The following is a 13,242-nucleotide window of genomic DNA, read 5'->3' as shown; positions in this document are numbered from 1 at the left end:
AATGCGCGTCGTGGTCGACCAGGATCTGTGCGGAACCACCGGGCAGTGCGTGCTGACGCTGCCGGGCACCTTTCGCCAGCGCGACCCGGACGGCGTGGCCGAAGTGTGCGTGGCGACGGTCCCGCAGGCGCTGCACGCCGCCGTGCGGCGCGCGGCCAGCCAGTGCCCGGTCGCCGCCATTCGGGTCATCGAAAGCGACGCTGGCGATGACCAGCGCGCCAGCGCCGACCCTGCGCCTTCTCCGGCGGAGGCCGAGCGGCATGCCGCGAAAGACCAACGCAATCCAGGAGGACACGATGGGACGGTTTGAAGGCAAGGTGACCGGCGCCGGCATCGGCAAGGCATGCGCCCTCGCCATCGCGCGCGAGGGCGGCAGAGTGGTGGTAGCCGACATTGATGGCTCGGCGGCCATCGCCGGCGCCGCGCGGATCGCAGCCGAAGCGGGCCACGCGCTGGCCATGGACATCGCCGATGCGCAGGCGGTGACAGCGCTTTTCGAGATGGCGGAGCGGCAACTCGGTGGGGTCGACCTGCTGGTGAACAACGCGAGCGCCATGCACCTGACCCCGCGCGACCGCGCGATCCTCGACCTGGACTTGGCGGTCTGGGATCAGACCATGGCGACCAATCTGCGTGGCACGCTGCTCTGCTGCCGGCAGGCCATCCCACGGATGATCGCCCGCGGCGGTGGCGCGATCGTCAACATGTCGTCGTGCCAGGGGCTTAGCGGTGACACCGCGCACACGTCCTACGCCGCGTCGAAGGCGGCGATGAACATGCTATCGGCCTCGCTCGCCACCCAGTACGGTCATGCGCAGATCCGCTGCAACGCGGTTGCGCCGGGTCTCATCATGACCGAGCGTCTCCTCGCCAAGCTGGACGAGTGCATGCAACGGCATCTGCGCCGGCACCAGCTCCTGCCGCGCGTCGGCCGCCCCGAGGACGTGGCCGCGCTGGTGGCGTTCCTGCTCTCCGACGATGCCGCGTTCATCACCGGCCAGGTCGTGTGCATCGACGGCGGCATGCTGGCGCATGTGCCGACGTACGCCGACGGTGGCAACAGCCGCGCCGCGCGGCCTGCCGGCGAAACCGCCGAAGCGGCAGCGGCGCCGCGCTGCTGATGGACATGCTGCTCAACCCGCTGGACCGTCGGCACCGGCTGCGGTACGATATCCCGGTCGTGCCCGGCGCTTTCCCCCTGGTCGGGCATCTTCCCGCCATCGTCTGCGACCTGCCGCGCCTGCTGCGGCGCGCGGAACGGACGCTGGGCAGCTGCTTCTGGCTGGATTTCGGCCCTGCCGGACACCAGATGACCTGCGTGGATCCGGATGCGTTCGCATTGCTCCGGCACAAGGACGTGTCCTCGGCGCTGATCGAAGAGATCGCGCCCGAATTGCTTGGCGGAACGTTGGTCGCCCAGGACGGCGGCGCGCACCGGCAGGCGCGCGATGCGATCAAGGCGGCGTTCCTGCCCAAGGGGCTGACCGAGGCCGGCATCGGCGACCTGTTCGCGCCCGTCATCCGGGCGCGGGTGCAGGCGTGGCGCGACCGCGGCGACGTAACCATCCTGCGCGAAACCAGCGACCTGACGCTCACGCTCATCTTCAGACTCATGGGAATCCCCGCGCAGGACCTGCCGGGATGGCATCGCAAGTACCGGCAACTGCTGCAGTTGATCGTCGCGCCCCGGGTCGACCTGCCCGGACTGCCCTTGCGGCGCGGCCGCGCAGCCCGCGACTGGATCGACGCGCAGCTGCGCCAGTTCGTCCGCGACGCGCGCGCGCATACCGCGCGCACCGGGTTGATCAACGACATGGTGAGCGCCTTCGATCGCAGCGACGATGCGCTCTCCGATGACGTCCTGGTCGCCAATATCCGCTTGCTGCTGCTTGGCGGTCACGACACCACCGCCTCGACGATGGCCTGGATGGTGATCGAGTTGGCGCGGCAGCCTGTGCTGTGGGACGCTCTGGTCGAGGAGGCGAAACGCGTGGGCGCGGTGCCGACCCGGCACGCGGACCTGGCGCAGTGTCCGGTCGCCGAGGCGCTGTTCCGCGAGACGCTGCGCGTGCATCCGGCGACCACGCTCCTGCCGCGTCGCGCGCTGCAGGAATTGCAACTCGGCCAACGGCGCATTCCCGCGGGCACCCATCTGTGCATCCCGCTGCTGCATTTCTCGACATCGGCGCTGCTGCACGAGGCGCCTGATCAGTTCCGCCTGGCGCGGTGGCTGCAACGCACGGAGCCGATCCGGCCGGTGGACATGCTGCAGTTCGGTACCGGCCCACACGTCTGCATCGGCTACCACTTGGTATGGCTGGAACTGGTGCAGTTCTGCATCGCCTTGGCGCTGACCATGCACAAGGCCGGGGTGCGGCCGCGGTTGCTGAGCGGCGTCGAAAAAGGCCGGCGCTATTACCCGACCGCACATCCGTCCATGACAATCCGCATCGGATTCTCATGAGCTGGCATCGCATGCCCCGTGTGGCGAGGCAGCGGCGCCGGCGACGCGCGGCATTGCTGCACTCGGCGCGCGCCCGGTGCGACGCCGGCAACACCGCGGCGGCTCGGCGCTCGCCGTGGCCGTGTCAGGTACCAAGGAGATGAACAACATGCAGACTGGTTCCACGCTACACGACGACCGAACTGGCGTTTCCGCGCTCGGCGGATTGGGCGCGCAGGCGCGCGGCGCACCCGGGCTGCTGCCGGAGATCTGGATGCAGGACGGCGCAAAGCGGGTCGAACAGGCGCTGGCGCGTCTTCTCTGCGCCGAACACGACGGTGAGACCGAGCTGATGGCGGCGATGCGCTACGCCACCTTGCATGGCGGGAAGCGCACCCGCGCCTTGCTCTGTCTGGCTGCCGGCGCACTGGCCGACACGCCGGCGCACATGCTCGACGACGTCGGCGCCGCCATCGAAATGATGCACGCCTGTACCCTGGTCCACGACGACCTGCCCGCGATGGACGACGACGTGCTTCGCCGCGACCTTCCGACCGTGCACGTCAAGTTTGGCGAAGCCACTGCGATCCTGGTCGGCGATGCGCTGCAGGCGCACGCCTTCCTGACCCTGGCGAGCCTGGATGCGCCGGGCGACAACCGTATCGCGCTCGTGCGCGAACTGGCGCAGGCGGTGTCCGCCGAGGGGGCCGCAGGCGGGCAGGCCATGGATCTGTCGCTGGTCGGAAAGCACGTCGAGCTGGACAGGATCGTGGCGATGCACCGGATGAAGAGCGGCGCGCTAGTGCGCGCGTCCGTTCGCATGGGCGCGCTATGCGCCATCGCGGAGGATGCCGCGCACGCTGCGCTGTACTGTGCGCTCGATCGCTACACCGCCTGTTTCGGCCTGGCGTTGCAGGTGGTCGACGACATTCTCGACGCGACAGCGGATACCGCGACGCTGGGCAAGACCCCCGGCAAGGACGCGGCGGCGCAGAAGCCGACCTGCGCGTCGATCATGGGGCTGCAGGCAGCTCGCCACTTCGCGCTGGATTTGTTGCGCGACGCCGGGGAGGCCATCGCCCCGTTGGGGCCGCGTGCGGAACGGTTGGCGCAGATGCTGCAGCGGGCCAACGCGTATCTGTTCAAGCACGCGCCATGCGCATGAGCGCGCCCGTCCGCATGGAGTCGCCCCTGTGCCGCTGCGATCGGCGGGCGGCAGCAGTGCATGCTGCACTGTGTCCGAGTCCGCGGCGCCGATCGCAGCGGTTGCCCAGCACGGCTGCGGCGCACGTGGCGCGCTGCGCGCAAGCCTATGCGGCGGACCGGCATCGGGGCGCGTCGCCGCGCCGGAGCAGGGCGGCCGTCCGGCGCTGCCCATGCGCCGGGCCTGCGGATACGTGCGCGGCGTCTGCCCGATCCTGGTTCTCGTCAACCGTCTGCAGAAGGAACATCCCGCGTGAACTCGCTGTCCGAACAGATCCTTTCCGAATTGCGCCACCTGCTGAGCGAGATGAGCGACGGCGGCAGCGTCGGTCCGTCCGTCTACGACACGGCGCGAGCTCTGCAGTTCCACGGCAACGCCACTGGTCGGCAGGACGCATACGCGTGGCTTATCGCACAGCAACAGGCCGATGGCGGATGGGGAAGCGCGGACTTCCCGCTGTTCCGCCATGCGCCCACGTGGGCGGCGTTGCTGGCATTGCAGCGTGCCGATCCTTTTCCTGGCGCTGCCGACGCAGTCCAGGCTGCAATCCGGTTCCTCGAGCGCCAGCCCGATCCCTACGCGCATGCGGTGCCGGAAGACGCGCCGATCGGCGCGGAGTTGATCCTGCCGCAGTTGTGCGGCGAGGCCGCATCCTTGCTGGGCGGCGTGGCGTTTCCGCGCCACCCGGCGCTCTTGCCGTTGCGGCAAGCGTGCCTGGTCAAGCTGGGGGCGGTGGCGACGTTCCCGAGCGGCCATCCGTTGCTGCACTCCTGGGAAGCCTGGGGGACGTCGCCGACCACCGCATGCCCGGATGATGACGGCAGCATCGGCATCAGTCCGGCGGCCACCGCCGCGTGGCGTGCGCACGCCGTGACACAGGGGAGCACGCCGCAGGTCGGGCGTGCCGACGCGTATCTGCAGGCGGCATCGCGGGCGACGCGCAGCGGCATCGAAGGTGTCGTTCCCAACGTCTGGCCGATCAATGTGTTCGAGCTATGCTGGTCGCTGTACACCCTGCATCTGGCCGGGCTGTTCGCGCATCCCGCGCTCGCCGAGGCGGTGCGCGTGATCGTCGCGCAGCTCGACGCTCGCCTGGGCGTGCGCGGTCTAGGCCCGGCCTTGCACTTCGCGGCCGATGCGGACGACACCGCCGTTGCGTTGTGCGTCCTGCGCCTTGCAGGCCGCGACCCGGCGGTCGATGCGTTGCGCCATTTCGAAATCGGCGAGCTGTTCGTCACCTTCCCCGGCGAGCGCAATGCCTCGGTGTCGACCAACATCCACGCCCTGCATGCGTTGCGACTGTTGGGAAAGCCCGCCGCCGGCACCAGCGCCTACGTCGAGGCCAATCGCAACCCGCACGGTTTATGGGACAACGAAAAATGGCACGTTTCGTGGCTGTATCCCACCGCGCATGCGGTCGCTGCGCTGGCGCAAGGCAAGCCCCAGTGGCGCGACGAGCGCGCGCTGGCGGCGCTGCTGCAGGCGCAGCGCGACGACGGCGGCTGGGGCGCCGGTCGCGTGGCCACATTCGAGGAAACCGCCTATGCGCTGTTCGCGTTGTACGTGATGGACGGGAGCGAAGAGCCGACAGGGCGCCGGCGCATCGCGCAGGCGGTGGCGCGTGCGCTGGAGTGGATGCTCGCCCGCCATGCGGCGCATGCATTGCCGCAGACGCCGCTGTGGATCGGCAAGGAACTGTATTGCCCCACCCGGGTCGTGCGCGTGGCCGAACTCGCCGGGTTGTGGCTGGCGCTCCGTTGGGGGCGGCGCGTCCTGGCCGAGGGAGCAGGAGCGGCGCCATGATCCAGACCGAACGCGCGCTGCAGCAGGTGCTGGAATGGGGGCGTTCCCTGACCGGGTTCGCCGACGAGCATGCCGTGGAAGCGGTCAGGGGCGGCCAGTACATCCTGCAGCGCATCCACGCGAGCCTGCGCGACACCAGCGCCCGCATCGGCCGCGATCCGCAGGACGAAACGCTGATCGTGGCGTTCTATCGCGAACTGGCGCTGCTGTTCTGGCTCGACGATTGCAACGACCTTGGCCTGATCGCGCCGGAGCAGCTCGCCGCGGTGGAGCAGGCGCTGGGGCAGGGCGAGCCGTGCGCGCTCCCCGGATTCGAGGGCTGCGCTGTGCTGCGCGCTTCGCTGGCCGCGCTCGCCTACGATCGTCGCGACTATGCTCAGCTTCTCGACGATACCCGGTGCTACTGCGCGGCGCTGCGCGCCGGACACGCGCAGGCGGCAGGGGCGGAACGCTGGTCCTACGCCGAGTACCTGCACAACGGCATCAATTCGATCGCCTACACGAACGTGTTCTGTTGCCTGTCGTTGCTGTGGGGGCTGGACATGGCGACCTTGCGTGCGCGTCCGGCGTTTCGCCAGGTCCTGCGGCTCATCTCCGCGATAGGGCGCCTGCAGAACGATCTGCATGGACGCGACAAGGACAGGTCGGCCGGCGAGGCCGACAACGCGGTAATCCTGCTGCTGCAGCGCTATCCGGCTATGCCTGTGGTGGAGTTCCTCAACGACGAGCTGGCCGGCCATACGCGCATGCTGCATCGGGTGATGGCGGAGGAACGCTTTCCCGCGCCGTGGGGACCGTTGATCGAGGCCATGGCGGCCATCCGCGCGCAGTACTACCAGACCTCGACCAGCCGCTACCGCAGCGACGCTGCGGGGGGAGGCCAGCGTGCGCCGGCCTGAACGCGCGGGAGGGCGGCGGCGTGCGCGCGCTGCCGTCGGTCCGATCCGACGCAACGCCGTCGCCCGATGCGACGGATGGAGCGAGCATGAGCGACGCCGCCCTGAGCCGGCGCAAGGACGACCATCTGGACATCGTGCTGGATCGGCGAACGGCGCCGGCCACGGTCGCCGCCGGCTGGGAGTACATCCGTTTCGAACCTGCGCATTGCCCGAGTTGGACCTGACGCACATCGACCTGCGCGCTACTGGGCAAGACCATGCGCGCGCCGCTGCTGATCAGTTCCATGACCGGCGGCATGCCACGCGCCGAGGCCATCAACCGGCATCTGAGCGAGGCAGCGCAAGCCTTGGGGATCGCCATGTGCGTCGGTTCGCAGCGCGTGAGCCTGCAATCCCGCAACTCCCAGGGGCTGACGCGCGCGCTGCGCCGCCTGGCCCCAGACGTCCCCTTTGCTGGCCAATATCGGCGCCGCGCAACTGCGCGAGGCCGACGGCCTGGACCTGGCGCGCCGGGCGGTGGATGCCGACGGACGCATCGTCCATCTCAATCCGCTGCAGGAAGCGGTACAGCCGGAGGGCGACCGCGACTGGCGCGGCGTCCTGGCGCAGATCGCTCGCGCAGCGTGGGCGTGCCGATCGTGGCCAAGGAAGTGGGGTCGGGCCTCTCCGCCTCGGTGGCCTGTGCGCTCGTCGAGGCGGGCGTGGCGGTGATCGATGTCGCCGGCGCCGGCGGCACCAGTTAGGCCGTGGTGGAGGGCCAGCGCGCCCGCGATGCCGCCGACCGTGCGGTGGCGATGGCGTTCGCCGATTGGGGGATTCCGACCCCGGCCAGCGTGCAGGCGGTACGTCGGGCCAACGGTGAAGCTGATCGCGTCGGGCGGGATCCGCGACGGCGTCGACGTGGCCAAGGCCATCCGCCTGGGCGCGGACATCGCCGGGCAGGCGGCCGGCGTGCTGCGCGCGGCTACGGTATCCACTGAGGCGGTTGTCGCGCATTTCGAGATCGTCATCCGCCAGTTGGCCGTCGCCTGCTTCTGCACCGGCTCGGCTGATCTGGCGGCGTTGCGTCAGGCGCGCTTGTTGCCCTCGGTGCATCTGCCCGCCGGTTGATGCCGGCGTCGCCCGCACGTGGCGGCGGGCGCCTAGTACCCAGAATCAGAGCTGAGTGATACGGCGGCCTTTGAAACGGCGTTGACGGACCTTTTTCTTGGTCCAGACGAAGGGCTCGGCTCTGTCGTTGTATGCGTTGACGTAGGCATCGATGTGCTCCTGAAGCTGCGTGAGGCTTGTGAAGGAGGTGCCGCTGAGCGACTGCCCCTGCAAGATCGAAAACCATACCTCGACCTGATTGAGCCAAGACGCACTTGTCGGCGTGAAATGAAATTGCACGTTGGGGTGGGCCTTGAGCCAATGCTCGTTCTTCTTGTGGGTGTTGAGGTTGTCGAGGATGACGTGAAGCTTCCGGTTCGGAAAAGCCGCGGTGACGCTGTTCATGAAGTCGAGAAACTCGACGCGGCGTCGGCGTTTTGAATGCGCCGCGATGATCTTTCCGGTGGCGACTTCGAGCGCCGCAAACAATGTTGTGGTGCCATGCCGCTTGTAATCGTGGCTCTGGCCGGTCAAGGCGCGGCCATTGGGCAACTTCAGATAACCCTGCGCTCGCTCCAAAGCCTGGATCGAGGGCTTCTCGTCCACGCACAGCACAATGGCCTTCGCGGGCGGGGCGACATAGAGGCCGACAACATCGGCGGCTTTGGCCGTAAAGTTCGGGTCGTTGCTCTCACACCAGGACTTACGAGCCGCGAGGTCAATCTTGTGGCTGCGCAGGAACCGCCAGACATATTGGACGTCAACATCGCCCAGCGCCCCGGCCAGCAGGGGCCCGGTCCAGCGTGCGAACCCGTCCGGCGGCGGCTTGTCCAGCAGCTTCAGAATCCGCTTGTCGGTGGCCTTCGTATAGATTGGCTGCTTGCCCGGTCGCGGCTTGTCTTGCAGCCCTTCAAGGCCTTGGTCGGCATAGCGATGCCGCCAAAGGCTGACAATCCGCGGCTGGACCCCAACTTCCTTGGCGATCGACCGAGTGCTGCGTCCATCCGCCGCCAACAGAACTATCCGCGCCCGCTTCAAATCGCGCTGCAACGTCACCGGGGAGCGGCAACACGCCTCAAGCACCTTGCGATCTTTCCTCGAAAGGTGGACTTCTCTTGCTTCGGGTATCATCCCGACCTTGAATCACGACTCACGCTTTAAGAACAGTAGGTACTAGTCTTACTGAGTCAGAAAGTCGCGGATGCGGGGGATTCGCGCTGGTCGCGGATTTGTTAGGGTGCTGCTTCGTGATCAGCGAAGCGCCCCGCCATGCCCGACTGGACAGCCGAGAGTGAAGCCGCATTCGACGCCTATGTCGATGCCCGATGACGCGCTGGCGCCAGCGGCTCGGCGAGGAGCAGCTCGTCGCGCTGATCCAGGAAAGTCTGTCGGTTGCACACAAGACTGGCGCCATCGGCGCTAAGGACCTGGAGCGGGTGGTAGTCGATATCACGGTGCAGCCCAAGGCGCCGTTGCGCATCCGACCGACGCGCGGCTGATGCATCGGGCCATCACCAAGCTCGTCGGGCTTGCCAAGCGCAACCGTGTGCTGCTGCAGAGCCATCCGCGCCTGGCGAAGCGCGCCGCCATCATGGTCGGCCGCTGTACCCACGCCCATCAGTTCAAGCGCGCCCGGCGCCAACTCAAGTTCCTGCGGACGCGGCTTGGCCGGATCATCCGCGACATCCGCCGCAAGATTGTAAGCGGCTGTCCGTCGTCAGATAATTTGAGACTAATCAGGCTTTTCGAGAAGGGAGGCTCTGGCTCATCTGTTGTTGGAGTTTAAGCGGCCTGCAGTTGGTGCTGCAAGCGGCGGTTTGCGATGGTCTCACGCTTGATGCGCTGTCGTTCGGTTAGGATGGTCTCGGCTCTGCCGAAGTAGACGTCAGCCGGGGTCAGGTTTTTGATGCTCTCATGATAGCGGACGTGGTTGTAATGCTCGACGAAGGCGCCGATCCGCCGTTCGAGGTGGTGAGGTAGATAATAGTTCTCGAGCAGAATGCGGTTCTTCAGGGTCTGATGCCAGCGCTCGATCTTTCCCTGGGTTTGGGGATGATACGGAGCGCCGCGCACGTGCTGCATGCCCTTGTGTTCGAGCCACCTGGCCAGATCGTCCGCGACGTAACTCGAACCATTGTCGCTGAGAAGCCTCGGCCGGTGCGCGACGGTGATGTGGTCAAGGCCGGAGGCCGCGAGTGCCTGGTCGAGTGTGGCCGTGACGTCGGAGGCACACATCGTGGGACCAAGCCTCCAGGCGACGATGTAACGCGAGAAGTCATCGAGCACGGTCGACAGGTAGTACCAGCCCCAGCCGGTGATCTTGAGGTAGGTAAAGTCGGTCTGCCAGAGCTGGTTGATGGCGGTGGTCTTGTCCTTGAACTCGTTCGCCGCCTTGATCACCACATAGGCGGGGCTGGTGATGAGGTCATGCGCCTTCAGCAGCCGATAGACCGATGCCTCGGAGACAAAATACTTCCGTTCGTCGGTGAACCGCACGGCCAGCTCGCGCGGCGACAGCTCGGGCAGCTCCAGCGCCAGGTCGATGATCTGGCCCCGCACATCGTCGGGGATGCGATTCCATATCCGGTCAGGTCGAGACCGGTGGTCAGCCAGCGCCTCGACGCCGCCATCACGATAGCGATCATACCATCTATAAAACGTGGCGCGTGGGATCCCGAGCTTGTCCAGCGTGCGCTTGGCCGGCAGGTGCGACTGCTCGACCAACTGGATGATCTCGGCCTTCTCGGACGCAGGATATCTCATGCCTCGTCCTCCCCATCCCCGTTCATGCTTTTTTTGAGTAGGCGGTTCTCAAGGGTGAGGTCGGCCACGACTTCCTTCAATGCGGCCGTCTCACGACGGAGATCCGTCACCTCGCCGGAGGTCGCCGCACGCGCCGTATCGCCCGCCAGGCGGCGCTTACCGGCTTCGAGGAACTCCTTCGACCAGCCGTAATACATTGAGGCGGCAATGCCCTCACGCCGGCAGAGCTCGGAGATGTTCTCCTCGCCCCGCAGTCCTTCCAGCACGATGCGGATCTTCTCTTCCGCCGAATACTGCCGGCGGGTCTGGCGCCGAATGTCCCTTAGTACCTGTTCTGCCGGCGCTTTGCCCGGTCCGGATTTCTGCTTCATCTTCGCTCCTGGTGGCTACGATGAACCAGAAATCCTCCCTCCGCAAAATCCTTCAATTTGTCTCACACGCCCTGACGGCAAACACGGAGGTGAGGGGCGGCAAGGTTGTGAAACATCCTTGGGACGAAAAGATTATGTCACGTCAGGATGCGATCCGGCAGCGATATCTCGACTATGCCGCCGAGCTAAAGCGCTCTGGAGCGGCAGCAGATCACGCCCTCTCGCGCCAGATTCGGCAATTCGTCAACGACATGCCTGCTGTCGAAACCCGTCGGCATGCGCTGAAGAATGAGCTTTCGGAGCTTGCCAATACCCGCCGCCGCGGCGCGGAGCAGGGCGTCGATGCAGAGGGGCGCCACCAAACAAGAGGCAATGACCGGACCAGATGAGCGAGCGTAGGATGTCAATCGGCGTTCAATTTGAACGCCGATTGACAGGCTGCACGCCGACCATTTCACGCTGCCGCACACCGTGCGATCTTCACGGCGGTAGATGCGTGCTGCCTCAACGGGCCGCGCCTCAGCCTCTCGCTCGAGCGCCAATCGTCAGCTCAAGGATGATGTCGATTGCAGGATCCATCTTGAGGCAGCCCCACAGAGCAATGAAAATATCCCTGCGGGACTCTTGGGAAGTCTCATTGTTCTAGGCCACGCTCTGCGAGCAGCCGGTGCATGACCTCGCCTTTTATCTCGCCAGCGATTTGGTTTCGGACTTGGGCTCCGAGCACCCGCTCGGCATCGACGTCGCCTACCAGACCATGTTCGGCCAGTCGCTGATCCAGACGGCTTTGAAACTCTTCGCCCATGGCTTCGACGAGCCGGTCCTGCATCGCTGCATGTTCGTCCGGTGCGATGCGCCTCAGCACCGTCTCCCAAGGTTGCCAGCGGGTTGCCATATAGTCGGTGAATTGGTTCGCTTCCCGCTCCCGGACCAGGTCCAGTGCCTCCGTCGCATCATCCTCGCTTACGCGAGAGACCGCCAGGAAGCGCATGTCAGGGGCGACGTGACTGAGCTCCAGCGGCTCGCGCAGCCGATGTTGATAGGCCAAGTAGACTTCCACGTCGTCTATGTCTGGGTCGAGGCTGAGGAGCGAGTTGACCCTGTCGCGCGCGATCTCATCAAGCGCCTCCAAGCGGAACGCAACACGGCCGCGCTGGATCAGTTCGCTAAGACGATCGTCATAGACGCCGCCCTCGACATCAGCGTTGAGGCGCGCGGTCTGCATACCGTTCCAGTGCAAGGTAACTCGATCCTCGCAGCTCGCGTTGGCCTCGGAAGCCTGTGCAAAAAACTGCTCGCGCAATCTCGGATTGGCCGCCGCCTGCCGCAGATCATCAGCCACTCTCTGCCGAAACTCGTGATTGCCATAGTTAACGGTCTCTCGTAGCCTCTCTAGGAACCGTGCGTAGTCCTGGGCGCCGGGCTCATCCGCAAAGTGCAGCCATTCGGCCAGTGCCGAGGGGGCGTCTCCCAGCCAGTGCGCGGCAGCCTCATATAGAGATTGCTGCGCAAGCTGAGGTGGCGCTTCAGCCGCCGCCAGATTAGCGAGGACGTCGTCCGGCAGCGGGTTATCCCCGAACTCGAGGTTCTCCAAATGCGGGTAGCTGAGACTAAGATTCGGTACAAGACCCTCAAGAAGATCCTCAGGCAGGCTGGTCAGCCGGTTACCGCTGAGATTGAGTGATTGGAGCGTGCTCGGAAGGGGGGCGGGGAGGTTGGCCAATTGATTGCTGCTGACATCGAGTTCAATAAGCCCCGATGGGAGGGAGTCGGGGAGGTCGGTAAGCTGATTGCCACTAACCGCGAGCGAGGTGAGCCTGCTCGGGAGAGCGTCCGGCAGGCTAGTTAGTCGGTTGTCGCTTGCGTTCAGGATCTCGAGCCCAGCCGGAAGGTTGGCCGGCAGACTGGTCAAGCTGTTATCGGCCACCTCCAGCCGAGAGAGGGTCGCCGGAAGAGCGTCCGGCAAATTGGTCAACCGGTTATGGCTAATGAGAAGATGCTGAAGACCGGGTGGGAAGCTAGAGGGCAGGCTGCTTAGCTCGTTGTGCCTGGCGCGCAGTTCAAGCAATCTTGGCGGCAGGGCGGCGGGCAAAGCGGTCAGGGAGAGGGAGGACAAATCCAGCAAGTGCGAGCCCGCGTTGTCCGAACCCCTAATTCGTGTGCGCCCCTGTCGCCGATTCTCGGCTTCGCCCTGCCCCTCTTCGGCAACCCAGTTGTCGAGGATTTGCGCGCGCGCGGAGGCCGGGGTCCGATATCCTGTCATGGCTTCGACCAAATCCGCCACGGCTCGGCTGAAGCCGCTGAGGTAACTTTCCTGCTCCCCCTCTTCAGAAGCGTCCGAGGAAGAACCTGCACTCCACTGTGCCTGTCCTGTGTTCATCAATTTCTCCATCGTCAGAACAAGAATGCCCCCGCTTCTCAAGGTCGCGAAGCAGGCTGGTTGTCATGATCATTCGAGAGCCAGCATCATTCGAGAGCCAGCGCACGTGCGCTGCGGCTCCCGCCCGACTCGAGCCGGTACAGGTTCACATGAGCCCAAACGCGGCAAATGGATCGCTACTGCTGCGAGGCTTCCTGCCATTTCGTTGACCAGATTAAGTCCCGGAGGACCGTCAACGTGGCAGCGTTCTGCCCGTAGCAGGCCTACCTGTCGATCAGCTGACGAGTGTC

11 protein-coding genes and 2 pseudogenes are annotated in these 13,242 nt (G+C 65.9%); 10 read left to right on the top strand and 3 right to left on the bottom strand.

Going from position 1 to position 13,242, the window contains the following annotated elements:
* Nucleotide 1: 1 nt before the first annotated feature.
* From HAP54_RS49630 to fni, 8 genes and pseudogenes are all read left to right on the top strand, one after another.
* Nucleotides 2-310 carry a ferredoxin gene (locus HAP54_RS49630; protein ID WP_029084613.1) on the top strand — a complete coding sequence of 103 codons (309 nt, stop codon included), beginning with the start codon at nt 2-4 and terminating at the stop codon, nt 308-310.
* On the top strand, nt 297-1,121 hold the full coding sequence (locus tag HAP54_RS49625) for an SDR family oxidoreductase (protein WP_166307237.1): 825 nt from the start codon (nt 297-299) through the stop codon (nt 1,119-1,121). The genes HAP54_RS49630 and HAP54_RS49625 overlap by 14 nt, the downstream gene beginning before the upstream one ends.
* Nucleotides 1,121-2,464, top strand: a complete 1,344-nt coding sequence (locus HAP54_RS49620; RefSeq protein ID WP_166298340.1) for a cytochrome P450 — start codon at nt 1,121-1,123, stop codon at nt 2,462-2,464. The genes HAP54_RS49625 and HAP54_RS49620 overlap by 1 nt, the downstream gene beginning before the upstream one ends.
* 148 nt (nt 2,465-2,612) lie before the next feature.
* Entirely contained in the window at nt 2,613-3,608 is a 996-nt protein-coding gene (locus HAP54_RS49615; RefSeq protein ID WP_166307240.1) for a polyprenyl synthetase family protein, read from the top strand.
* A gap of 70 nt (nt 3,609-3,678) precedes the next feature.
* Nucleotides 3,679-3,903 (top strand): hypothetical protein, encoded by a 225-nt coding sequence (locus HAP54_RS49610; protein WP_029084609.1) that lies wholly within the window; start codon nt 3,679-3,681, stop codon nt 3,901-3,903.
* On the top strand, nt 3,900-5,450 hold the full coding sequence (locus HAP54_RS49605) for a hypothetical protein (RefSeq protein WP_029084608.1): 1,551 nt from the start codon (nt 3,900-3,902) through the stop codon (nt 5,448-5,450). The genes HAP54_RS49610 and HAP54_RS49605 overlap by 4 nt, the downstream gene beginning before the upstream one ends.
* The gene (locus HAP54_RS49600; RefSeq protein WP_166298339.1) at nt 5,447-6,349 is read left to right on the top strand and encodes a terpene synthase family protein; all 903 of its coding nucleotides are present in this window, start codon (nt 5,447-5,449) and stop codon (nt 6,347-6,349) included. The genes HAP54_RS49605 and HAP54_RS49600 overlap by 4 nt, the downstream gene beginning before the upstream one ends.
* A gap of 86 nt (nt 6,350-6,435) precedes the next feature.
* Nucleotides 6,436-7,459: pseudogene (fni, locus tag HAP54_RS49595) on the top strand (type 2 isopentenyl-diphosphate Delta-isomerase).
* 45 nt (nt 7,460-7,504) lie between these two features.
* Here the strand turns inward: fni and HAP54_RS49590 are convergent.
* Nucleotides 7,505-8,569 carry an IS630 family transposase gene (locus tag HAP54_RS49590; RefSeq protein ID WP_166204319.1) on the bottom strand — a complete coding sequence of 355 codons (1,065 nt, stop codon included), beginning with the start codon at nt 8,567-8,569 and terminating at the stop codon, nt 7,505-7,507.
* A gap of 185 nt (nt 8,570-8,754) precedes the next feature.
* On the opposite strand from HAP54_RS49590, the pseudogene HAP54_RS49585 reads away from it, so the two are divergent.
* Nucleotides 8,755-9,137, top strand: a pseudogene (locus HAP54_RS49585) (IS5/IS1182 family transposase); the annotation flags it as partial.
* Between the two features lie 83 nt (nt 9,138-9,220).
* On the opposite strand, the gene HAP54_RS49580 reads toward HAP54_RS49585, so the two are convergent.
* A protein-coding gene (locus HAP54_RS49580) for an IS3 family transposase (RefSeq protein ID WP_166298338.1) occupies nt 9,221-10,572 on the bottom strand; the annotation gives its coding sequence in 2 pieces (ribosomal slippage) (nt 9,221-10,236 and nt 10,236-10,572; 1,353 coding nt in all).
* A gap of 20 nt (nt 10,573-10,592) precedes the next feature.
* Here HAP54_RS49580 and HAP54_RS49575 point away from each other — a divergent pair.
* Nucleotides 10,593-10,961, top strand: a complete 369-nt coding sequence (locus HAP54_RS49575) for a hypothetical protein (protein WP_224741455.1) — start codon at nt 10,593-10,595, stop codon at nt 10,959-10,961.
* Between the two features lie 245 nt (nt 10,962-11,206).
* Here HAP54_RS49575 and nopM read toward each other — a convergent pair whose 3' ends face one another.
* On the bottom strand, nt 11,207-12,952 hold the full coding sequence (gene nopM, locus HAP54_RS49570) for a T3SS effector NEL-type E3 ubiquitin ligase NopM (RefSeq protein WP_175619340.1): 1,746 nt from the start codon (nt 12,950-12,952) through the stop codon (nt 11,207-11,209).
* Nucleotides 12,953-13,242: the final 290 nt, after the last annotated feature.

Origin of the sequence: Bradyrhizobium sp. 2S1, from assembly GCF_011516625.5 — a bacterium.
GTDB classification, from domain to species: Bacteria; Pseudomonadota; Alphaproteobacteria; order Rhizobiales; family Xanthobacteraceae; genus Bradyrhizobium; species Bradyrhizobium septentrionale.
Note: the sequence above shows the minus strand (reverse complement) of the source record. Positions and strands in the feature narration are given on the sequence as shown.